This window comes from Turicibacter sp., from assembly GCF_017941855.1.
Lineage (GTDB): Bacteria > Bacillota_I > Bacilli_A > MOL361 > Turicibacteraceae > Turicibacter > Turicibacter sanguinis.
Genome location: NZ_JAGAVR010000059.1, coordinates 1 through 23728, shown reverse-complemented (window position 1 = coordinate 23728; position 23728 = coordinate 1). Strand labels below are relative to the sequence as shown.

Sequence of the window (23728 nt, the reverse complement as noted above, 5' to 3'; positions counted from 1 at the left end):
TTTAAGAAACTTATTTTCTTAAAGTAATGTTTGTTGACGTTCTGTTTAGTTTTCAAAGAACTTCTTTGTCACTTGTTTCAGCGACTTGATTATCTTATCATGTTTAACTCTTTCTGTCAAACACTTTTTTGAAGTTTTTTTCGAATTCTTTCGATTTCAAGTTGTCATCCCTGACGACTTCTTAATATTAACATATCTGTCGAAACATGTCAAATACATTTTTGTTTTTTTTTTATTTATTCTATTACAAATAAAAAAAGACTTGGTTTAACCAAATCTTTAATAAATCTATTCACTACTCAACAATCATATTAGGATTATCAATATAATATAATATTCCTTCATAAATGGAATAGGCAATTTGATCTTGATAACTTTCAGTATTCAGCAAATCCGCCTCTTCAGGATTAGAAAGGAACCCAATCTCTACTAATGCAGTAGGAATATTTGAGTTTTTTAAAATAAATAAACTCGAAATTGATTTTGGTTCACGAGTCGTTGTTCCTTCTAAATTAGACTTCATACTCATCATAATGGCAGTTGCCAATTTTTTATTTTCAACCTTTTTCGGATCATAAAAGGTTTGAGCCCCAGTCCACTTACTATTTGTAATGGCATTAGCATGAATTGAAATAGCAATGGCATTTGAATTTTCATTCATAATTTGAACTCTTTTATTCAAATCTTGTTGCTTACGCTTCTTAGCATCGGTAGCAGCCAAATCATAATCTCCATCTCTGGTTAGAATAACATTAAATCCTTGCAATTTCAAATAGTCTTCGACCTTTTTTGTAACAGATAGTACAATTTCTTTTTCAACTATACCGCTAGCAGACAATGCTCCTCCATCTTTCCCACCATGTCCCGCATCCAAAATAATGGTTAGTTTCCCTTCACTTCCTCCATCAATATCACTATTATACTTCCCCATTATGACTGGAATAAAACTTAGAAATAAAACTAGTATAAAGAGCATTAGTAAAATACTTTTCTTCATCCTCATCACCTTTACTATTTTTTTAAAATTCTATGAGGACTTTTTTTAAAATATAATACAAAAATCAAATTTAGCTGTTTATTCCTATTTTTTGATAACACTCGGAATTCCAACTGAAGTCGAATAAGGTGGTACATCTTTTAACACAACAGCATTCGCTCCTATAATACATCCTTCTCCTAATGTAATATCACCTAAAATTTTAGCACCTGCCCCAATTGTTACACCATCTTCAACCGTTGGATGCCTTTTCCCATTAATCCCTCCTCGTCCGACTCCTCCTAATGTTACTCCATGATACATTGTCACGTCATTTCCAATTATACTTGTAGCTCCAATTACCACGCCCGTTCCATGATCAATAAACAATCTTTTTCCAATTATTGCAGCTGGATGAATCTCAATGTTTATCGTACATCTTACACAAAACATAATCCATTCCGCTACTAATTTAAAGTGATGCGTATATATGAAATGAGCAATTCGATACCAAAAAACTGCATGAACACCCGGATAAGTCAAAATAATTTGCAAAATGTTTCTTGCCGCTGGATCTCGCTTCTTAATTGACTGAAAATACTCCCTCATACTTTCTATCCCTCCTATGCTTAAGAAGATACCATAATCTATTATTATCTTATGCCTAAAATAAAAATACGTTCTGTTCTAATCTGGATAACAAACGTTATATTATTTTATAATCTTTATATAAAAAGAAATAAGCTAATTTAGATTACGTCCCTTTAAAGATAATTCTCTTTTCAGTTTTCAAAATGATGATGTTTAAAAATAAACTATGAAAAATAGGTGTACGAATTACTTAAAACCTCAAAGTTTCAAAATAAATTTCACTCATAGATATCTGCTTATTTGGAAAGGTCACCTTCTCAATTCCTATTTTAAACTTTCTCTAAATGTTCAGATATTTTACATACAATGATCAATAATAAAAAAATGATACAAACGGTATTATTCACATAAATAATGTCGTTTGTATCACTGTTTTATAGCTTCTATTTTTTACGATTTGATAGTTCAATAATTTGTTGATATTGTTGTTCTACTTGTTGCTTTAACTTTTGATTATCTTTTATTAACTTTTCAGTCACTTCATTTAATTTTTCAATCTCATGATTTTGTTGTTCTATCATTTGCTTCACTTGTTCACGATGATCTGAATCTACTAAAGCAGCTAACGCTTCTTTTAAATTATCCGCTCTCTGATTTTCTAGATACCAAACAACGTCTTTCGCACGCACTCTATAAATGTCTGGAAGAACTGTTTTTTCATCTAATAAAACTTCAAGTTGTTGGATTTTTAGTTCTAACTGTTTCATTTCTTGTTTGATATGTTTTGCGATTAATGAATCAGAAATGTGAAGATATTCCGTACTCGTTTTAACTTCCGCTATAACCTCATCTAAAGTCGATAATGGTTTTGGTTTTTTGGCTTTCAAATAATATTTGATAATTTGATCATAAATTAGGTATACCAGTATAGGAACAGTAATCCAAAATAACATGACGTACATTAATTTTACATCTTGCATAATAAATAAATATCCCAACAAGATGCAAATAATTAAATCAATCAAAATTACAATCCCTTTTAAATGTTTCATACGATCAATTAAATCATCATAGGTTTGATGTGCTTGATATAATTCACTTTTCGTATAGTTTTCTTTAACAGTTTTCAAATATTCTTGTTCTGTTGATTGGATAGTGGATTCAAGTGAAACCCTTTTTTTCTCGATTTCATCTTTGATAATCTCTATTTCGCTCATAATTTCATCAGTTAACCATAAATTCGAAATTAACTCATCTTTTGTTAATGTTGTTGGATCTACCATGTATATCTCTCCCTTCTCTAAAAAAATCGACAAAATACGCTATTGTTGGAATTATAACAATGTTTGAATTAGAATTCAACATTTGAAAACCTAACTTATTCATCCTCATTTTACGCTTTTATTTATAATATGGTTTTTTCTTATAATTTATAAACAGACGTTTTACATTATATCAAAACCATTACTAACCTAGCTACTAAATCCCAATTTTGGTTATTTCATCACTTCAATATCTAGAGTGACTATAAAAAATTTCTGCGTACGCCTTTCATTTGCGAATTAGTGGCTTTGCATCACTTATGAGGTAATCCAATAAAACTTTCTACTTATAGGAGCTTATAAAGACAAAAAAAACTTAGGGATAACATGACCCCTAAGTTTGAAAGTTTGATTATTTTAAACGAGCTTCTAACTGAGCTTTTAATTCTTCGTTACCTGGTTTTCCGAGTAAAGCAAACATATTTTTCTTGTACGCTTCTACTCCTGGTTGATCAAATGGATTAACACCTAAGATATATCCACTCATTGCACAAGCTTTTTCAAAGAAGTAAACTAAGTATCCAAAACTATATGCTGATAATTCAGGAACATCAACAATTAAATTTGGAACTCCACCATCAACATGAGCTAATAATGTTCCTTGGAATGCTTTTTTATTAACGAAGTCGATTGTTTTTCCTGATAAATAGTTTAATCCATCTAAATCTGTTTCTTCAGCTTCAAGTGTTACTTCAAATTTCGGCTTAGCAACATTGATAACTGTTTCAAAGATATCGCGACGTCCTTCTTGAATATATTGTCCCATTGAATGTAAATCTGTTGAGAATGACGCTGCAGCAGGGAAAATACCTTTTTGATCTTTACCTTCAGATTCTCCGAATAATTGTTTCCACCATTCATTGAAGTATAATAATGATGGTTCATAGTTAATTAACATCTCAATTGTTTTACCTTTTGAGTATAATGCATTACGAATAACAGCATATTGATATGCTTCATTTTCAGCTAAATTTGGATTAGCATATTCAACACGCGCATCATTTGCTCCACGCATCATTTCTTCAATGTTAACACCACTTACAGCAATTGGTAATAAACCTACAGCTGTTAAAACTGAGAAACGTCCACCAACATTATCTGGAACGATGAATGACTCATATCCTTCGCTCGTCGCTAAAGTTTTTAAAGCACCTTTAGCTGCATCAGTTGTTGCGTAAATACGCTTATTTGCTTCTTCACGTCCAACTTTTTCAATTAATAATTTTTTAAATACGCGGAAAGCGATAGCAGGTTCAGTTGTTGTACCAGATTTAGAAATAACATTAATTGAGAAAGTTTTATCTTGTAAGTAATCCACTAACTCTTGAACATACGTTGAAGAAATATGATGTCCAACAAAAATGATTTGTGGAGCTTTACGTTCTTCTTTATTTTGTAAATTATAGAAATGGTTGTTTAATGCTTCAATTGCAGCGCGCGCTCCAAGGTAAGATCCACCGATTCCGATAACTAATAAAACATCTGAATCAGATTGAATTTTAGCTGCTGCTTGTTGAATACGAGCAAACTCATCTTTATCATAATTTTCAGGTAAGTCAACCCATCCTAAAAAATCATTTCCTGCACCTGTTTGTTCATGAATACGATTGTGTAATACTTGTACTAATTCTTTTGCATATTCTAATTCATGTGATGCAACGAATGAAGATGCATTTTCATAGTTAAATGATAAGAATTTTCCCATTGTGCTAATCCTCCTTGTTAACCCTTGCAATTTTCTCGAGTGAATCTCGAATCCAAATGGGTAATTGTTGTGCTAGTGGTGCAAATCCATTTGATGTCTCAAAGTCAGATGCCTTCATACGATTATACCGGTAATTATTATTAGCAACACCTCTTAAACTTAATCGTGCTTGTAAAGATTCAGAATTAAATTTAAGAACTTTTACATCAATAAATTCCCCAATATGAACAAAATCACGAATATCTTTAACATATCCGTCCGACAACTCCGAGATATGAATTAAACCATTACAATCTTCACTCAATTGAACGAACGCTCCATAAGGCTGGATACCTGTAACTTTTCCTCGTACGATACTCCCTTCCTTGATTTTCATCATTTACACCTCAGTTCATACATACCCTTACATTATATCATAAACTTTTTTCCAGAAAATCGCTTTGTGAAATTTTTTAAATGAAAAGGACAAAAAAATATTCAATAAAATTAAAAATCTCTACTAACCCATGACAACATTCAAAAAATCTTATATATTGATAATAATTTGAATGATTATTAATTTTTTGTCTATCACCCCTATCATCTAATTAAATAAAAAAAACGTCCAATCGGACGTTTTTTTTATTTAACAAGAGCTGAGCTATGTTTATGACGATGAACTTTTTCTGGATAAGCATATTGGATAGCAGCATTAATAGCAACTACCATTTCGCCAAATCCAGTGGTAATCATTTTAATTTTTCCATCGAACGTACAAGCATCTCCCGCTGCATAAATTCCTGAAACACTTGTCTGCTGACGATGATTAACACATAAAGCATTTTTATCAAGTTCTAAATCCCAATCTTTAATTGGTCCAAGTGACGAAATAAATCCAAATAAAACAATGACTTCATTTGCATTTACTTTTTCTGTTGCATTTGTTATCAAGTTTGTTAACTCAACAGCAGTTACTTGATTATTTTCACCTAGTAAACTTTTTGCAACATATGGCGTTAAAATCTCAACCGTAGATGATTTTAATCGATCAACACTAGCAGCATGGGCTCTAAAATCATCACGACGGTGTACAATTTTTACTGTTTTTGCAACACCCTCAAGCATTAAGGCCCAATCTACTGCCGAATCGCCACCACCAAAAATGATGACATCTTTCCCTTTAAAACGATCCATACTTGAAACAAAATAATGAATATTATTAAAATCTTCTGCATTTGGTACATCTAATTGACGTGGTGTAAAGGCTCCGTTTCCAGCTGTGATAATCACAGAGCGTGAATAATGGCACTCTTGATTCGTACAAATTTTAAATGTTCCATCTTCTAATTTTTCAACTGTTTCTACTGTCGTGTTTGTTACAATATCAATTTTATCTTGGTATTGATTCATCTGAGTTAATAATTGTTCTACCATTTCTCCTGCTTTAATTTTAGGATGACCTGGTAAATCATAGATGTATTTTTCAGGATATAATGCCGCTAATTGCCCCCCAAGCTCAGGAAGTGCATCTATAATTTTAATGCTCATTCCATGCATCCCAGCATAAAAGGCTCCATAAATTCCAACCGGTCCTCCACCGATAATTGTTAAATCAAAAATTTGTTCTGCCATCTGATTCACCTCTCTTTTAAAATCGTACTTAAATTATAACTAAAAGTTGTGTCACAAACAACTTTTATACAAATTATTTTATTAAATAATACCTATCATCATAGCGTATACAAAAGCAATAAAAATCCCAAATAATGTTCCCGCAAATGTTTCAAGAGGCTCATGTCCCAGTAACTCTTTGAATCTTTTTTGGTAACTTGGATTTTGAAAAATTGAAAAATCACCATTTTTCATTAAATCATCTAATAACTGATTTAACATAGCAGCATGTTGACCCGCATGGCGACGAATTCCCATGGCATCAAAAATAACCACAGCTGCAAAACAAAATGAGATAGCAAATGTTGTGGAATGTATACCGTCTGTCACTCCAACTGCCGTTGCTAAGGCAGACACAAATGCTGAATGTGAACTTGGCATACCACCTGTTGAGATTAATAAGCGTGGACTCCATTCTTTTTTCGTAAGAACACGAATTGGTACTTTGACGATTTGTGCCAATAAATTAGCTAATATGGCTGCTTCGAGTGCATAATTGAACCACACAATAATCTCTCCCCTCTAAACCAATTGATTATTCAACTTCAGCTTTTCCTACCCGACGATGCGCGATACGACTAGCCGCTGCCGCTGCAATCGCTCCTATTAAATCATCCATAAATGTTTGACAACATCCTTCACCTTTTCCCTTAGCATCAATTTCTCCTAAAATACCTGGTTTTAATTTATCAATATATCCATAATTAGTAAAACCAATTGAACCATAGACATTTAAAATAGAGAAGGCTAAAATTTCATCAATTCCGTACAAGGAGTAATCTGTATCAACCATTTCTTGTAGCGGTCCTTCTAATAATTTCATCTCTGCTAATTCATCTAGACGAATTCCTGTTAAAACAGCGTTTTGAACTTCACGTTTTCCTAAAACAGCCTTAACATTTTCAAGACATTCTTCTAATGTTAATTCTTTACAGTAAGAGACTTGTAAAAAGTGTGTAAGCTCTGCAATTTGTTCTAATGTAACGCCTCTATCTTTAATTCTTTGAATAGTTAAATCTGTTAATTGTTTTTGATCCATTTTATTTTCATCCCTTCAATTATCATATTTATATATCACACTAGCATAGATATAGATTAGATACCTATCTTAAAATTAGAGGATGATTCGAATGAAGGAGCTAATTAATTGGTACTATCAACTCCATATCGATCATTTAGAACAGTTGAATGATATCTATTATACAAACTTTGGTGACCGATATATATATATTATATCAGTTGGAAAAGAGAAGAATACAGTTTTTTTCCATCTTCTACAACTTTTACAATATAGTTCAACTCAACGTGTGCTACTCTCTAAAGAAAATACAACGACTGTTCTATTTGAAAATCAGCATTACTATGTCTTAGAATCTATGACACCCTTACATGAATATGTCGATATTAAAACATTGAATATTCCTGTCATTTATCCTAAACCCTATCCATTAGCGAGCGAATTAAAGCAAAGGTGGTTAGCCAAAACACAACTTCATGAAGAACAACTAAATGTTTTAATTGATCAGCTACCACCTGAGAATCGCTCTTTATTTTTTGATTTAGCTACGTATTATATTCATTTAAATGAGCAAGCTTATACTTTTATAAATGAAATCGCAACAACAGAATATTTGGTTTCGCTTTGCCATATGCGTCTCACACCGACAACCTATAAATATGAATTTTTTTCTCCACAGTTAGTGACACTTGATAATAAGGCAAGATGCTATTGCGAATATATTCGTCATCTTTACTTAATGAATCTCGATTTGAATCAAGTTCGTACCTTTGTTCAAATTATAAATCAGGTTAATCCATTGACTAAAGAAGAATGGCAACTTCTTTATGCACGGCTTTATTTTCCGACTCAGTTTTATGACGCCCTGTATAACCTAAGAGCCGATGAAGAAATTGATGTTCCGGCCTTATATGAGCAAGCCATGCAATATAGTAAACTTCTCTATCAACTTCCTTATGAGGTTTACCAAAGTACACTCATCGAACTAAGGGTACCAGAATGGGTGCAACGTGAAGCAAAATATTCAAATTAATGTAAAAAAGAGGCCCCTATTGAATAAGAATAATAGAGGACCTCTTTTTTATATTGAATTAAAATTCATCTACATTTTCAACGCCGATAACACCAGGAACTTCTTCTAATAAAATTTGCTCAATTCCATCTTTTAATGTTGAATCCATTGAAGCACATCCAACACATGCTCCTAGCATTCGAACATAAACGATTCCATCTTCAAATTTAATGTATTCAACATCGCCACCATCACGTTGTAAATAGGGTCTTAACTTTTCAAGAATCTCAACGATTTGTTTTTCTGTTTCGTTCACTGCTATCACCTCATTATGAATTAGTTAAATTATAAAACGGGTAAGTGAAAAAGTAAACAGATATACTTAAGGAGGAATCAATTTGGCTACCTTTTTTTTTACTAAGCTATCTACACTAGGTAATAACTACCTCATTATCAACCTGCTAGAACAACCTAAAAGTAATATGGACTGGTCACAATTAGCACTTAAAATAACGGATGCAAGTACCGGAATTTTATCGGACGGTATCATCATTTTAACCCCCTCTGATATAGCAGATGTAAAAATGATGATTTATAATAAAGATGGATCTAGAGCTAAAACATGCGGAAATGGATTACGGCTCATAGGTCGATATTTAATGGAAATTGACCGTTTTAATCAAGATCAAATCTTAGTCGAAACAGATGCTAATATTTCCACGTTAACACATGATAAAGATGTCATCACAGTAGACTTAGGACTTGCACATATGTTAACTGAACCTTATGAACCACTGAGCCTTAAAAGTGATGTCACAAAGTATTGTAAAGAAATTGAAACATCATTCGGCATTTGGATGGTGGATATGATTTCGATGGGAAATCCTCATTTTATTATATACACGGATGAAGATCATCATACCTTTTACGAGGAAATGGGGCGCTTATCAAAGCGTTACGATGTCAATGTTGGAATGTTAACTGTCATAAATGATCACGAATTAAAATTAACAACTTATGAGCGTGGAGCTGGTTTTACAGGCGCGTGTGGAACGAATACGGCTGCTGCGGTTGCGAGTGCCGTTGTTAGACGACAAGTGCTTCCTAATGAAATCATCAAGGTGTACTTACCTGGTGGAATTTTAGAAGTTAAGTGGGATTTAAACGATCATCTTTTGGCATCAGGAAAAACAACGAAGGTCTGCTGTGGAACTTATTTTGATGAAGACTAAAAAAAAGGCCCTTGGGCCTTTTTTTAAATATTAAATTCTGATAGGTCTTTTAAAATATGGGTTGGCTTAGCGTCGTAACTCATGACTTCTTCACGAAGTGAAACGCCCCCTTCAATATAGATGGTTGGAATATTAGCATTAATTCCAGCTAAAATGTCTGTAAAATAGTTATCACCAATCATGGCCACTTCTTGCCTTGGAACCTTAATCATCTCAAGGGCTTTTTCCATGATGATACGCTCTGGCTTCCCAATAAAAATAGGATCAACACCCGTAGAAACGGTAATAACAGATGTTAAGGCACCATTACCTGGCATCAATCCACGCTCAGTTGGAATGGCAACATCGCCATTCGTTGAAATGAAAGTTGCCCCTTGTCGAATTCCAAGACAAGCTAATCCATACTTTTCATAGTTAATGTCACGATCAAGTCCAATAACAACATAGTCTGGTTGCTCAGATGTTAACGTCAGTCCTTTTTCAAGCAAAGCTGTTTCAAGACCAATTTCACCAATCATATAAACCTTGGCATTTGGATTTTGCTCATAAATATATTGAGCCGTTGCCATAGATGGTGTGTAAATCTGCTCTTTTGTGACAGGATAACCATGTTTTTGTAAGACGTCTGCCACCATGTCTGGTGTTTTAGAACTGTTATTTGTTAAAAATAAATACGGAATTTGCTTTTCATGAAGTTTTTTTACAAATTGTAACGTTTCGTTTATGACCTCACATCCTCGGTAAGCTGTTCCATCTAAGTCGATTAAATATCCTTTATACATGCTATCTTCCTCGTTGTCTATCTCATTTATTATTCAGTTGCAGTTTCAGGTTGAACGGTGATTTTTTCTAATACATAATAGGGGCATCCATAAACGCAATATTCTGTTAAATATTCTGGAATCGTGATACATTTTAATTCCAGTGGAACATTTTTGCGCTCGTTATAATAGAAGCCTTTTAAACGTAATTGGCCTCCTGAAAAATCCCCCACAATTACATCGTATTTTTCTAAAATTTCAGTTAATTTTTGATAAAATAATTCTTCTTCAAATTCCACTAGATGGGATTTCACTAATTTATAACGATATCGGCTCACTTTTTTCACCTCACTACCTCCTAGTCTATTAATAGTTATTTTATCATAAATCATGATTAAAGTTAATTTTTATGTCAGAAGCCGTATTTTTTCAGTTTAAAAATACGGCTTTTGTTAGGTTATTCTAATAAAAGGTTTTCCATTCCCTCTGCTACACTTTGTTCAGGTGATGGATTTGGTACTGGTGTTTGCGTATTTGAGTTGCTAGATGAAGTATCTGTACTACCCGAAATTGGATTCATTGGTGATGCCGAACTATTTCCAATGTAATAGTATTGTGGTGTTTGTCCCGTAATCATTTTTAATACCAGTGGACTTGAAACTGAGACAGTGACTTCATCCGATTTAAACGGTAATAAGACCTCTAATTTGACATCTACTTTTAATAAAATTTCAAGTAAGGCATTATTGATTCCGTATGGTTTAACTTCTGTTACAATGTCAGTTACAGTACTTCCATTTAGCTTAACACTCACCGGAAAACTTGGACCAATATCATGAAACAGCGACAAATTAAAGGCCGCCGCCCATGGAATATTAATCAAGACGCCATCTTCATAAGGTCCCCCATAGATAGCATCCAAACCAAGTTCAGTTAAGTCACCACTCTCCACGAGCAGTAATTTCTCTTCTATTTGCTGGGTAGTTGAAACGAGCAAGCGATTCAAAACAGGTGTATTGACGATGATGCTACTGACGAGTCCCTCATCATTTTCTTTAAATTTAATGACTTCATCTATTTTGAAGTTGACGAGTTCGCTTTGCGCAATGCCTTCCTTAATAATTAAGGTGGCGATATTTGTCGTTTGAGCCTTCGCATAAGTCATGACAACGGGATATAGATTCTGATACATAAAGGTTAAACTAACATAAATTCCCCATCCAACTAAAACCGCGATGCCTATTCTTCTCCATTTTTTTAGATTAATATAATATCGTTTTCTTCTTCGACGTCGCCTCATATTTTACTTCTTTTCCTCCCTTAGTTCATTGTGTCGTTAATTGTCACTTCCTGAATTTTATTGTTTCCAATTTAGAAAACCGGTTACACAGGTGAAACGTTTCAAAAACTCATTGAAATTCAATTGCTAAGGTGGCATAATGAAAACGTAGCCAATAAAATGGATGCGATTTAATAACTGAATTCAATGATTATTAAATATATATTCAATTGAGGGGATAACATTGAACAGTTTTATAATAAAAAGGAGTGAAATTTTAATGAACTATCATGCAATTTATCATCGACCAAAACAAAACTATGCTTACGCATACGATAAAAAGACCATTCACCTTCGTATTCGTACGGCTAAAGATGAAGTAGAACGCGCAGAGGTTATTTTCGGAGATCCTTATCACTGGGTTGCTGGTGGTGGTGGCGGAAACTTAAACGCTGAAGGTGCTAGTGGTTGGATGTCAAAAACCGTTGAAATGAAAAAAGAAGCATCAACTGAATTATTTGATTATTGGATTGCGGCTGTCAGCCCAGAGTTTAGACGTATGCGTTATGCTTTCGTTTTAGAGTCAGATAAAGAACAAATTTTATTTGGGGAAAAGAAAATTGTTAATTTAACTAATAAAGCAAAAGATTCAGATATGACTGAGGAAAAAACACACTTTGAAAACTTAGGAAACTTCTTCTGCTTCCCATTCTTAAATGGTATTGATGTTTTCAATGCTCCTGCTTGGGTAAAAGAAACCGTATGGTATCAAATCTTCCCTGAACGTTTTGCAAATGGAGATGCTTCAATTGATCCTAAAAATGTAGTCGAATGGGGATCTGTTGATCCAAAATACGATACGTTCTTTGGAGGCGATATTCAAGGAATTATCGATCACTTAGATCATATTGAGGATTTAGGAATTACAGGAATCTACTTCTGCCCGATTTTTAAATCACCATCAACTCACAAATATGATACGGAAGATTACTTTGAAATTGATCCTCAATTTGGAACAAAAGAATTATTCAAACAATTTGTTGAGTTAGCACATGCCCGTGGGATTCGTATTATGTTAGATGCTGTCTTCAATCACTGCGGTTGGAATTTCCCACAATGGCAAGATGTTGTGAAAAATGGTGAAAAATCAGAATACAAAGACTGGTTCCATATTCGTAAGTTCCCATTAATTGAAGAAGATTTTGATGAAATTTTACAACCTAATGGATTAAATTATGATGCTTTCGCATTTTGTGAGAATATGCCAAAGTTAAATACAGAAAATCCAGAAGTGTTAGATTATTTCTTAGAAGTTGGGCGTTATTGGGTTCGTGAATTTGACATTGATGGATGGCGTTTAGATGTGTCTAATGAAGTCGATCATGCATTCTGGCGTGAATTTAGAAAAGCGGTTCGTGAAATCAAGGATGATGTCTATATCTTAGGTGAGATTTGGCATGATTCTCAACCTTGGTTAAATGGTGATCAATTTGATGCCGTTATGAATTATCCATTAACAGACGCGATGCTCGAGTTTATTGCAAAAGATCGAATGAAGCCATCTGAGTTTAAAGTAGCGATTAATAAGATTTATACAGACTACGCTCACAATGTAAATGAAGTGGCTTTTAATTTACTAGATAGTCACGATACAACGCGTTTATTAACGACTTGCGAAGGTAATAAAGCAAAAGCGTTATTAGCTTATACCTTCCAAATGACACAAACCGGTTCACCTTGTATTTATTATGGTGGCGAAATTGGTTTAGATGGTGGAGCGGATCCACTATGCCGTCGTTGTATGATTTGGGATGAAGAAAAACAAGATCGTGAAATGTATGATTATTTAAAACAATTAATTCGCATTCGTAAAAACTATCCGGCGATGCGTTCTCATGAATTACAGTGGATTGAAACAAATGATAAAGAGAATGTGATCATCTTCAAAAAAGTTTTCAAAGACGAAGAAATCTATGTGATTTTAAATAATCAAGATGAGGCAAAATCAGTTAGTGTTCCAACTACGATGAATCAAATGTATCGTAACCTTATGACTGATGAGGAAATGATCATTAAAAATAGGGTAAAAATAGCACCTCTTTCTGCCCTATTATTAGTGCCAGTTAAATAGTAACTGGCTTTAGGGGGGAAAGTTATGTCATTTGAAAAAAAATCATTATTTCAATTATCGTGGCCTATTTTCATTGAGTTGACACTGTTCATGCTTATGGGAATGGTCGATACCTTCATGTTAAGCGCCTATTCGGATAATGCAGTAGCCGCTGTTGGAATGTCGAATCAAGTCATTAACTTGATTGGGGTGATGTTCAACTTTGTGGCAGCGGGAACGATTATCTTAGTATCACAAAATTTAGGAGCCAAAAATCAAACGAAGGCATGCGAGGTCTCAATCGTTTCGATTGGGGCCAACTTTTTGATTGGTATTATTTTAAGTGTTGTGATGATTACGTGTTCAAAATATATTTTAACATTCATGAATACGCCACTTGAAATTATGGATATAACGCTTAATTATACGAAAATTATTGGAAGCTTTTTATTTTTAATGGCCATTCAACCGGTCTTAAGTGGCATCTTACGAAGCTTTGGGTATACGAAACATTCCATGATTATTACGTTAATTGCCAATCTGATTAATATTTGTGGGAATGCCCTATTTATCTATGGATTGTTTGGGGTCAAAGAACTAGGACCGGTTGGAGTCGCTATTTCAACGGTATTTAGTCGATTCGTAACGGTTGTCTTGATTGCTGTGATTATTTATCGTAAAATTGAGTTCAAATTTTCAACACACTTCTTCAAATCTTGGCCACTTCAAGATGTTAAAAATATTTTAAAAATCGGAGTCCCATCAGCTCTTGAACAACTTGCTTATTCAACATCACAAGTCATTATTATTTCCTTTGTTTCCATGCTTGGAACACTAGCGATTACAACGCGTGTTTATACGGGGAATATTTCGATGTTTGTTTATTTATTCAGTTTAGCAATTGCTCAAGGAAATCAAGTGTTAGTAGGCTATTTGATTGGTGAGAAAAAAACAGATGAGGTTTCGCATCAGACATTTAAAACGCAGAGATTAGCCGTATCCGTCTCACTTGGACTTTCAATTATTTGTTACTTAGGCAGTGATTTTTTATTTGGAATTTTTACAAGTGATGCAAATATTCTAAGTCTTGGACACACGCTTTTATTAATTAATGTATTCTTAGAAATTGGTCGTGCAACAAATCTTGTCTTAACGAATGCTTTAAAAGCAGCGGGAGATATTAATTATCCATTTATTTTAGGGATTGTTGGGATGTGGGTCATTTGTATTCCAGTCGCTTATGTTCTTGGGATTTGGTTTGGTCTTGGATTAGCTGGTATTTGGATTGCATTTGCAGTGGATGAGTGTTTCCGAGGACTGGTCTTCACCATTCGTTGGAAGTCCCAAAAATGGGTAAATAAGTCGTTTATTTCCTAATTTTAGCGTTTTACATCGAGACGATGATTGACATTAACAGCTCACGTCTTTATAATTAAGGGATAGGTTAACGATTACATAAATAGTTTTAGGGGTGGCAAATTTGGCAAATATTAAAGACGTAGCAAAGCTTGCGAATGTATCAGTCGCGACCGTTTCTCGTGTTATTAATAGTAAAGGTTACGTTAATGAACATACAAAAGAGCTTGTAATGAAGGCAATCGAAGAATTAAATTACGTTCCAAATGAAATTGCCCGTTCACTTTATCGAAAATCATCAAAAATTATTGGAGTTATTATTCCTGATTTAAAGAATGAATTTTTCAACGACATGATTTCAGGGATGGAAGAGGTTATTTTACATCATGGCTATAAAACAATGCTATGTACTTCAAAGGAGAGTATTGATCGTGAAAAAGAATATTTACAAATATTCTCAACCAATAAAATTGATGGTCTAATTTTATGCTCAAATTCACCGGATATCGCTTCTTATACTAATTTAGATATTCCAATTGTCGCACTGGATCGTATTATCAGTAAAGATATCCCATCTGTTACAGCCGATAATTATATGGGAGGAATTTTAGCAGCCAATCGACTCATGTCACTCGGATGTAAAAATATCGTTCAATTCCGAGGTCCATCAACAGTTGCACCTGCGAATGAACGTTGTAATGGCTTTTTAGAGACGATGAACCGTGATCCCTATATTCGTGTCCATACGGTAGAGCTTGATTTTTCAACAGATAATACCTCAGAAATTTATAAATTTTTAATTACGCATCCTCAAATTGATGGAATCTTTGCTGGAAGTGACATCATTGCAGCGCGTGCGATGCGTTGTTTAAAAAAATTAGGACGTTCAGTCCCAGAAGATGTTCAAATTGTTGGATATGATAACATCAGCATCTGTGAATTTACCGATCCAACGATTACAACTATTGCCCAACCGATTCAATCAATGGGAGAAATCGCTGCTGAAACCTTATTTAAGTTAATTAAAAAGGAACCGATTGAACAATTACATATTACATTACCTGTTGAACTCATCGAACGTGAGTCAACAAAATAAAAAATACCGTGAGGCGCTGCTTCACGGTATTTTTTATTCTATAAGGACATGCTTTTTTCAATTCGTCCTGCTTTAGGTTGAGTAGCTATTAAGGTAACGGTGGTCCCTGTCTTAGCTTGAATCAACCACGTTACTTTTTTCAAAATAGGGGCATGATTCTCGGTCTGAATTCCATCATAGCTATACTCTGTTTTAATTCCTGAAAATCCTTCTAGATGGCCGATGGTCTGAGTTTCTTCACTGTTTATCAATTTAACTTCTCCAACACATGAAACAGTGACTGGTTGATCAACTTTCACCGTTTTAGCTTGTTCACAAACATAGGTTGGAAGATAGCCTTGATTTGAAACAACGACTTCCATTTGATAAAGATTGGGAGCTACTTGAATCACCTCTACAGATGCAAAAACTAATTTTGGAAGCGTCGCAATTTGACGCAACATAAATTTGGTGTTGTTTTCTATCTCGGTCTGAAGTAGATGTGGCGGACAGTTTTGCATCGTATATTTGAAATCACATCCACCTATTTCAACTTCACCGAGTTGCGGATGATTAATCTTTGTCCATTCCTTAAATCCTGCTTCTTTTGAAACATTCGTATCAATCCACGCCAGTTGCTTTTTATAATCTTCCAGCTCTTTTTCAACCTCTTGATGGGCAATGCGTGGCCAAGTATGGGAAATTCCGGCGTGCTTTTTCATATCCCATAGTTCAACGGTATAAGTTAAAATTCCTTGGGTAAAGTAGCACCAATCATCAAAGGCACCTGATGAATAATTAACAGTATCTGTCAAGAAAGCATCAAAAATGTTGTAGCATGGATACGTTGTTTCATCTGTTCCCATTTTTCCAATCGTTTTATATAACTTCATATCAAAGGGATGAGCTTTTTTTTCAGGATGTATCCCAGGTGGATAGATAATCATTCCTCCACTCGTATGAAGCGTTGAAGCTAAGCTAATATTCGAATGGTTAATAATAAAGTCAGCCACCGCTTTATTTTCAGGATTTGAAAGTGGATATTTCCCTGAACCCGGTTGACGGGCATCTGGGAACCATCCAAATGGATAATTTCGATTAAAATCAAGCCCCCATTTATTTTTAGCTAGTTTAATATTGATCCCATCAAATCCAACAATTTCCCCTTCAGGATAAACGTTATAAAAATCTCCATTCACCTCATCCGGCTGGCGCTTAATCATGATTCGTGAATCATCACTTGAAATTTTCCAAGCACCATACGGTGATTTAACACGCATTAAACGAATGACACCATCACCATCTAGATCACTAGGATGCAATCCCGCTTCTTTTTCCTCATACGGATAATTTCGATTCACTGAGCGAAGTTTCTCTGCACTGGTTAAATAGGCTTCCGCTCCATCTGGTGACATACGTGGAATAACATATACCGTATAATCATTTAGTAATGGGCTTTCATTTGTCACTAGATAATCAATCGTATGCATCGCGGCCATGGAACCTGTTACTTCACCTGCATGATGATTACCATCCATATAAAAGGCAGGCTTCGTATGTGGCGCCCCTGTGTTTTGATTCGTGAGCGTCACGGCAAAGACTTGTTTTTGTTCATCTGTTTCACAAATGGATTCGACACTCATTAAATGAGGATATTTATCTTGTAATATCTTAAGACAATCTTTTAATTCATCATATAAATAATAATGATCATATTTAAACGTCGTTAACATTAAATCCCCCCTATAGCACTTTACTTAAAAAGGCTTGCGTACGTGGATGTTGTGGGTTATCAAAAATTTGCTGTGGCGTTCCTTGTTCGCAAATATTGCCCCCATCCATAAATAGCACACGATCACTAATTTGTTTAGCAAATCCCATCTCATGCGTCACAATGACAATCGTCATTCCATTCACGGCTAAATCTTTAATCACCTCAAGGACTTCTTTTACCATCTCAGGATCGAGTGCACTCGTTGGTTCATCAAATAAAATGACATCTGGGTCCATCGCAAGGGCACGAACAATTGCTAGACGTTGTTTTTGTCCCCCTGATAATTTTCGTGGGTATTCATTTGCTTTTTCTTCAAGCCCAACTTTTTTTAATAATCCTAATGCTTTGGCTTCAATTTCTGCTTTTGGAACTTTCTTTTCAAGCCTTGGCGTAATCGTAATATTTTCAAGGACAGTTAAATGAGGAAAGACGTTAAAATGTTGAAAGACCATCCCAATTTTTTGACGGTGTAAATCGATGTTTACTTTTTTATCTGTTATATCGGTTCCTTCAAAGATAACGCGCCCACTACTCGGCTTTTCAAGTAGATTTAAGCAACGTAAAAATGTACTTTTTCCACTGCCGCTCGGACCTATGATGGATACCACTTCCCCTTGATGAATTTCTTCGGTAATTTCATCTAATACTTTTAAATCTCCAAATGATTTACTTAATTTTTCAACTTTAATCACTGACACTCAATCTCCCTTCCATCGCTTTAACTACTTTTGATAAGCTAAATGTGACAATAAAATAGATGACCGCGGTAATCATAAGTGGTGCAATCGGTTTGAATGTGGCCGATTTTATCATTTGATACGAGGTCATTAAATCGTTGATAAAGAAGACTGATGCGAGTGATGTTTCTTTGACCATCATGATAAATTCATTCCCAAGCGCTGGTAAAATATTTTTAACGGCTTGTGGGAAGATGATGCGAGTCATCATATGGACATCACTCATTCCAAGACTTTTAGCAGCCTCCATCTGTCCTTTGTCAACCGCTTGAATTCCGGCACGGATAATTTCGGCAACATAGGCACTGCTGTTAATAACTAAGGCAATGACAATACAAGTCCAATCTGAGATTTCAAATGGTAAGTATTTCGGCAAAAATAACCAAAAGAAATAAAGTTGTAACAGTAAAGGTGTTCCCCTAATAATTTCGATATAAGCGGTTGAAATGAATTGAACAATTTTTGATTTTGATAACTTAATGATGGCAAGAACTGCCCCGAAAATCATTCCAAAGAAAACCGTGATAGCAGCTAGACTTAACGTTCCCCCTAGCCCTTCTAAAAAGACATACCAGTACTGATCTAAAATTTTAATCATATCTTGAACCATGTTCTCACACTCCTCCTTAATGCGTCTTATTCAATTCCTAAGCTTTTAGCATAGGCTATATACGCCTCTTCCCATTGTTGATATAATCCTTGTTCTTTTACCTCTTGGATGATTTCATTGATGGCTTCGACTAATTCTGTTTCCCCTTTAACAATTCCAATCATGGTTCCTTCTGAATCATTTCCTTCAAACAAGACAGAACTCATGACTAAATCTTTATTGGCGTTCACATACTGCTCTCCTGTTGAATATGAGATAGCTAACGCGTCTGACTTTCCACTTTGAACACGTAAGACACCATCTGAAAGAGAGGCAATGGTATTAATTTGGGCATTTGGTAATTGGTCTTTAACATATCCTTCTTGTAATGAAGCACTTTGAGCTGCAATACTAACTCCATTAAAATCTTCTAATGTTTTATATTTTTCGACATCTTCTGCACGAATTAAAAATCCATCACCGTCTCCATCTTCAGATGTATTATAGGCCTCACTAAACTCCATTGCTTCTGCACGTTCAGGCTTATATCCTAGTCCTGAAATCGCCATATCAGCTTTTCCCTCACTAATGGCAGCTAAAACAGCACTAAAATCCATAATCTTCAATTCTAATTCAACACCTAATTTTTGTGCGATATATTTTCCAAGTTCAATGTCTGCTCCTACATATTGTTCCGATCCTGACTTTGTTGGATCAATAAATTCATAAGGTGCATAATCTGGGCTTGTCGCCATGGTTATTTTTTTAGTTTCTTTTATTTTATCGAATCGACTCGTTTCATTTGAACTTTGTGCACATCCACCCAGTACTGATAAGCATATTCCTATAAAGACTAAACCTTTAATCATTTTTTTCATTGTTCATCTCTCCCTTAAGTTCATCTTTTTGTTTTTTTATCTTCAGGGCCCTTGAAGAATAAAAAAAATCGTCTCTAGACTATTAATTCTAGAGACGATTAAGACCGCGGTACCACTCCAGTTAAACATATAACAAAATATGTTTCCCTTTAACCTTTAACGCAGGCAGGCGTCTTATCCTACTTTTTGGTTCAGATAAGCTCTCACAAGTGCGCTTCAGAATAGATGTTCCTGTAGGCTTTCACCATTCCCTACTCGCTGTTAAGTTCCCTCTACCCTTACTCTCTTGATCATCGATTTTTTTAAGTTATTACTAACATACAGGATTCACCTCTGTTTGTCAACCAAATATTTCCATTTGTTGTTTTATTAATAAAATAAAAAAAACGCCTCTAGACTATTAATTCTAGAGACGATTAAGACCGCGGTACCACTCCAGTTAAACATATAACAAAATATGTTTCCCTCTAACCCTTAACGCAGGTAGGCGTCTTATCCTACTCTTAGTTCAGATAAACTCTCACAAGTGCGCTTCAAAATAGAATCACTTTTAGGCTCTCATCCCCCTACTCGCTGTTAGATATGCTCTACTTCTACTCTCTTGATCATTGATTATTTTAAGTTAATAATAATGTACAAGATAAATCAATCAAATTCTCCCACCATTTTCTAATCAAAACTTCATTCTATCAGAAGATATTTTCAATCCTTTAAAAGTCCGATTAGATTTAGGATGAAGAGACAAAAAAAGCTGTATCTTATTCAAGATACAGCTTTAAAGTGTGTGTATATATTATTTTTTAAACTTCGATTAACGAATAGCTTTTTCAGTGTCAACATCGAAGAAGTGACATTTGTTCATATCTAAAGCAACTTCTAATTTATCTCCCATACGGATATCTGAACGAGCATCTACTTTAGCAACTAATTGTTGTCCCGCTAAATTAGTGTAAAGGATTGATTCATGTCCAAGTAACTCAGCAACTTCGATTTCAGCAATATATTTTGCTTCTTCGTAAGTATCAGTTACGATTGGCTCATCATGAATATCTTCTGGACGAATACCGAAGATGATTTCTTTATTATCGTATCCTTTTTGTTTTAACATATTGTATTTTCCTTCAGGAATACGGAATTTTTGGTTGTCAGCTACGAAATATCCGTTAGCTACTTTACCGTGGATGAAGTTCATAGCAGGTGAACCGATGAATCCTCCAACGAATACAGTTGCTGGGTTATCGTAGATTTCTTTTGGAGAACCGATTTGTTGGATAACTCCGTCTTTCATAACAACGATACGAGACGCCATTGTCATCGCTTCTGTTTGGTCATGTGTTACGTAGATAGTAGTTGTTGCTAAACGCTCATGTAATTTAATGATTTCTGAACGCATGGCAACACGTAATTTAGCATCTAAGTTTGATAATGGCTCATCCATTAAGAATACTTTTGCATCACGAACGATTGCACGCCCTAAAGCAACACGTTGACGTTGTCCCCCTGATAACGCCTTTGGTTTACGATCTAAATATTGTTCAAGACCTAAGATTCGAGCAGCATCTTTAACTCGACGGTCGATTTCATCTTTAGGAATTTTACGTAATTTTAATCCGAATGCCATGTTATCATATACATTCATATGTGGATATAACGCGTAAGATTGGAATACCATCGCGATATCACGATCTTTTGGTGCTACGTCATTCATTAACACACCATCAATATAGAATTCCCCTTTAGAAATTTCTTCTAACCCTGCGATCATACGTAAAGTAGTAGATTTCCCACATCCAGATGGTCCAACGAATACGATAAATTCGCGGTCCGCGATATCTAAATTGAAGTCAGTTACCGATGGATTTGGATTGTTCTCATAGATTTTGTAAATATTTTTTAATTTAATTTCAGCCATTTTTAATTCCTCCCTCATGTGATAGTTAAATTATAGAATGAAAACGATTTTTTATCAATAAACAAACTGCACATAAAACGCATACATAAATTGTGCAAAGTGTATAAGGGGCTCTAAACCTTTAATTTTACATCGCAAATTAAAAGCTAAGCTATTCCTTGATGTCGTCGAACACACTATTAAATCTCGATTCTATGATCTATGACATCAACGGGATTCTAGACAACTAAAAGCTTCTCATCTACTCCAAATTTGATGAAAAAAACCGTCATACAAGATGACAGTTTAAGTGTTTTTTTCCATTTGATTAATGATGACATAGGCAATCAAAGCATCATGGAATTCTTTAATATTGAGTCCACTTAATTGGATAAATCGTTCAAGTTTGTTCATGAACGTATTGCGATGCATATAGATCATCTTGGCACCAACGGATATATTAAAGTTGTTTTCCATATAAACTTTAGCAACTTCTAATAAGTCATAGGGGATTTTGTTAAACTTCTCGACAAAATGGGAATAGCCTTCGTATAGATTTAAATTTTGAATCATATATTGTAGTAGTAAATCGTGTGAACTAACCGTCAACTTAGTCGTATTTCGATATTTTTTATAAAGTTCATATTCATTCAAAAAGGCCTGCGAAATGTTTGAATCAACTAAATAACAGTCTGATTGATAAAAATTAATGTTGTGATAGAAGTCTTGTTGAATCGCTTGTGCGAGTTCTTCTAGATTATGTTCTTCTTTTGTTTGAAAATCGATAATGACACCAAACTCACGGCTTAAAAAGAGGACAATACATTTTTCATTTAATTCTTTGATAAGTTCATCAAACTCTAGTTTAGTATCACCATCAAAATGGTGGGCAAAGAAGATAAATCTAATTTCATTTCCGTCTTTTTGAATCATGTCTAATAAACTTTTTTTATTGTGTAACAGTAATTCTAGCCACAATAATTTGATTTGTTGATTAAAATCAACGCCTACAACCTCTTCAAGCATAACCCCTAGTAATTTTTTCTCTTGTTTTGAGATCCCTTTTTTGATACCGATGAGGTGATTTTGATCATCTTTATACCAATAATAGTCATTTGGATAGTCTGGAATTTCGTCAACGATACATTGTTCCCCGTATAATTGTTTTAATTGTAAAAGCATATGACACCCTCACCCTTCCCCTCATAATATATACAGTAAGTATATCATTTTTTAAATTCCTATAAAATAGCAGTTTAACGGATGAGGGTATTAAAAAAGATTTACTAGAAACTTATAAAGGAGGATAAAAAGATGCCTAAAATAATTAGTCCTAGTCAGCTTTCTCAACTTATGGGTAGTAGTAAGCAAAAACCAATTGTCATTGATATAAGATCTCCCTATGAATTTTCGGAGTTTCATATTCCTGGTGCAGTTAATATTCCATATCAATCGATTGTCATGTACCCCGAAAAATTTTTAACGCTGAATTCAACCTACTTTTTAATTTGCGATAGTGGGAGTGAAAGTTATCGAGCCTGTATGATGCTAGAACCTTTGGGGTACCGGGTAGTCTCTGTGCAAGGTGGTTATGCTAATATGCGATTCAGATAAAAAAAGGGACAAGAGTGTGTAGTGACCCCAAAAAGTTGAACTAAATATTAAGCAGCCAATTGGCTGGTATGAATTCGGTATTGAACTGGACTCATGCCAGCCAATTTTCTTTTGATTCGTTTATGATTATAGTAGTCAATATATTCTTCAATTGCTTC

25 protein-coding genes and 2 other annotated features are annotated in these 23728 nt (G+C 34.4%); of the genes, 6 read left to right on the top strand and 19 right to left on the bottom strand.

Annotation, left to right across the window (positions count from 1 at the left end; all coding sequences use genetic code 11):
• Positions 1-295 precede the first annotated feature (295 nt).
• The 8 genes from J6D32_RS07940 to J6D32_RS07905 all read right to left on the bottom strand — a co-directional run bounded on the left by J6D32_RS07940 (position 296) and on the right by J6D32_RS07905 (position 7283).
• Positions 296-997 carry an N-acetylmuramoyl-L-alanine amidase gene (locus tag J6D32_RS07940; protein WP_006784152.1) on the bottom strand — a complete coding sequence of 234 codons (702 nt, stop codon included), beginning with the start codon at positions 995-997 and terminating at the stop codon, positions 296-298.
• An 84-nt stretch (positions 998-1081) separates the two neighbouring features.
• Positions 1082-1585: a serine O-acetyltransferase gene (cysE, locus tag J6D32_RS07935; protein ID WP_009606588.1), complete on the bottom strand. Its 504-nt coding sequence runs from the start codon at positions 1583-1585 to the stop codon at positions 1082-1084.
• Between the two features lie 425 nt (positions 1586-2010).
• On the bottom strand, positions 2011-2850 hold the full coding sequence (locus J6D32_RS07930; RefSeq protein WP_055166494.1) for a hypothetical protein: 840 nt from the start codon (positions 2848-2850) through the stop codon (positions 2011-2013).
• 391 nt (positions 2851-3241) lie between these two features.
• Positions 3242-4594, bottom strand: a complete 1353-nt coding sequence (locus J6D32_RS07925) for a glucose-6-phosphate isomerase (protein WP_006784149.1) — start codon at positions 4592-4594, stop codon at positions 3242-3244.
• A gap of 4 nt (positions 4595-4598) precedes the next feature.
• Complete coding sequence (locus J6D32_RS07920) at positions 4599-4970, bottom strand: CvfD/Ygs/GSP13 family RNA-binding post-transcriptional regulator (RefSeq protein ID WP_006784148.1); 372 nt, start codon at positions 4968-4970, stop codon at positions 4599-4601.
• 245 nt (positions 4971-5215) lie between these two features.
• Complete coding sequence (locus tag J6D32_RS07915; RefSeq protein WP_287467518.1) at positions 5216-6205, bottom strand: NAD(P)/FAD-dependent oxidoreductase; 990 nt, start codon at positions 6203-6205, stop codon at positions 5216-5218.
• 81 nt (positions 6206-6286) lie between these two features.
• Positions 6287-6751, bottom strand: a complete 465-nt coding sequence (locus J6D32_RS07910) for a divergent PAP2 family protein (protein ID WP_006784146.1) — start codon at positions 6749-6751, stop codon at positions 6287-6289.
• A gap of 28 nt (positions 6752-6779) precedes the next feature.
• The gene (locus J6D32_RS07905; protein ID WP_006784145.1) at positions 6780-7283 is read right to left on the bottom strand and encodes a phosphatidylglycerophosphatase A family protein; all 504 of its coding nucleotides are present in this window, start codon (positions 7281-7283) and stop codon (positions 6780-6782) included.
• Positions 7284-7374: 91 nt separating this feature from the next.
• Between J6D32_RS07905 and J6D32_RS07900 the strand changes: the two genes are divergently transcribed.
• Positions 7375-8295 (top strand): YutH/CotS family kinase-like spore coat protein, encoded by a 921-nt coding sequence (locus tag J6D32_RS07900; protein WP_006784144.1) that lies wholly within the window; start codon positions 7375-7377, stop codon positions 8293-8295.
• A gap of 58 nt (positions 8296-8353) precedes the next feature.
• Here the strand turns inward: J6D32_RS07900 and J6D32_RS07895 are convergent, their stop codons facing one another.
• The gene (locus J6D32_RS07895) at positions 8354-8590 is read right to left on the bottom strand and encodes a NifU family protein (RefSeq protein WP_006784143.1); all 237 of its coding nucleotides are present in this window, start codon (positions 8588-8590) and stop codon (positions 8354-8356) included.
• Between the two features lie 82 nt (positions 8591-8672).
• Between J6D32_RS07895 and dapF the strand changes: the two genes are divergently transcribed.
• Complete coding sequence (gene dapF, locus J6D32_RS07890; protein ID WP_006784142.1) at positions 8673-9506, top strand: diaminopimelate epimerase; 834 nt, start codon at positions 8673-8675, stop codon at positions 9504-9506.
• Between the two features lie 23 nt (positions 9507-9529).
• On the opposite strand, the gene nucF is transcribed toward dapF, so the two are convergent.
• From nucF to yunB, 3 genes are all read right to left on the bottom strand, one after another.
• Positions 9530-10288, bottom strand: a complete 759-nt coding sequence (gene nucF / locus J6D32_RS07885) for a 5' nucleotidase NucF (protein ID WP_006784141.1) — start codon at positions 10286-10288, stop codon at positions 9530-9532.
• Between the two features lie 29 nt (positions 10289-10317).
• Positions 10318-10614: a YutD family protein gene (locus J6D32_RS07880; RefSeq protein ID WP_006784140.1), complete on the bottom strand. Its 297-nt coding sequence runs from the start codon at positions 10612-10614 to the stop codon at positions 10318-10320.
• A 110-nt stretch (positions 10615-10724) separates the two neighbouring features.
• A complete protein-coding gene (gene yunB / locus J6D32_RS07875; protein ID WP_006784139.1) occupies positions 10725-11567 on the bottom strand; it encodes a sporulation protein YunB in 843 nt (280 codons plus the stop codon).
• 259 nt (positions 11568-11826) lie between these two features.
• Between yunB and J6D32_RS07870 the strand changes: the two genes are divergently transcribed.
• The 3 genes from J6D32_RS07870 (at position 11827) to J6D32_RS07860 (ending at position 16108) form a co-directional block, all read left to right on the top strand.
• Positions 11827-13677: a glycoside hydrolase family 13 protein gene (locus J6D32_RS07870; RefSeq protein ID WP_006784138.1), complete on the top strand. Its 1851-nt coding sequence runs from the start codon at positions 11827-11829 to the stop codon at positions 13675-13677.
• A gap of 24 nt (positions 13678-13701) precedes the next feature.
• On the top strand, positions 13702-15033 hold the full coding sequence (locus J6D32_RS07865; RefSeq protein WP_006784137.1) for an MATE family efflux transporter: 1332 nt from the start codon (positions 13702-13704) through the stop codon (positions 15031-15033).
• A gap of 103 nt (positions 15034-15136) precedes the next feature.
• Positions 15137-16108 (top strand): LacI family DNA-binding transcriptional regulator, encoded by a 972-nt coding sequence (locus J6D32_RS07860; RefSeq protein ID WP_009606835.1) that lies wholly within the window; start codon positions 15137-15139, stop codon positions 16106-16108.
• Between the two features lie 38 nt (positions 16109-16146).
• Here the strand turns inward: J6D32_RS07860 and J6D32_RS07855 are convergent, their stop codons facing one another.
• The 6 genes from J6D32_RS07855 to J6D32_RS07830 form a co-directional block, all read right to left on the bottom strand.
• The gene (locus J6D32_RS07855; protein WP_055164886.1) at positions 16147-17820 is read right to left on the bottom strand and encodes a M14 family metallopeptidase; all 1674 of its coding nucleotides are present in this window, start codon (positions 17818-17820) and stop codon (positions 16147-16149) included.
• 10 nt (positions 17821-17830) lie between these two features.
• Entirely contained in the window at positions 17831-18553 is a 723-nt protein-coding gene (locus J6D32_RS07850; RefSeq protein WP_009606816.1) for an amino acid ABC transporter ATP-binding protein, read from the bottom strand.
• A complete protein-coding gene (locus J6D32_RS07845; protein WP_006784133.1) occupies positions 18546-19208 on the bottom strand; it encodes an amino acid ABC transporter permease in 663 nt (220 codons plus the stop codon). The genes J6D32_RS07850 and J6D32_RS07845 overlap by 8 nt, the downstream gene beginning before the upstream one ends.
• A gap of 26 nt (positions 19209-19234) precedes the next feature.
• The gene (locus J6D32_RS07840) at positions 19235-20065 is read right to left on the bottom strand and encodes a transporter substrate-binding domain-containing protein (RefSeq protein ID WP_006784132.1); all 831 of its coding nucleotides are present in this window, start codon (positions 20063-20065) and stop codon (positions 19235-19237) included.
• Between the two features lie 87 nt (positions 20066-20152).
• Positions 20153-20368 (bottom strand) — a binding site (T-box leader).
• A gap of 102 nt (positions 20369-20470) precedes the next feature.
• Positions 20471-20683: a binding site (T-box leader), on the bottom strand.
• A 193-nt stretch (positions 20684-20876) separates the two neighbouring features.
• Positions 20877-21977: an ABC transporter ATP-binding protein gene (locus J6D32_RS07835; RefSeq protein ID WP_006784131.1), complete on the bottom strand. Its 1101-nt coding sequence runs from the start codon at positions 21975-21977 to the stop codon at positions 20877-20879.
• A 285-nt stretch (positions 21978-22262) separates the two neighbouring features.
• Positions 22263-23138 (bottom strand): helix-turn-helix domain-containing protein, encoded by an 876-nt coding sequence (locus J6D32_RS07830; RefSeq protein ID WP_006784130.1) that lies wholly within the window; start codon positions 23136-23138, stop codon positions 22263-22265.
• A gap of 132 nt (positions 23139-23270) precedes the next feature.
• Between J6D32_RS07830 and J6D32_RS07825 the strand changes: the two genes are divergently transcribed.
• Entirely contained in the window at positions 23271-23570 is a 300-nt protein-coding gene (locus tag J6D32_RS07825; RefSeq protein ID WP_040763862.1) for a rhodanese-like domain-containing protein, read from the top strand.
• Positions 23571-23617: 47 nt separating this feature from the next.
• Here the strand turns inward: J6D32_RS07825 and J6D32_RS07820 are convergent.
• The coding region (locus tag J6D32_RS07820; protein ID WP_287467520.1) for an IS3 family transposase at positions 23618-23728 on the bottom strand (111 nt) is incomplete at its 5' end.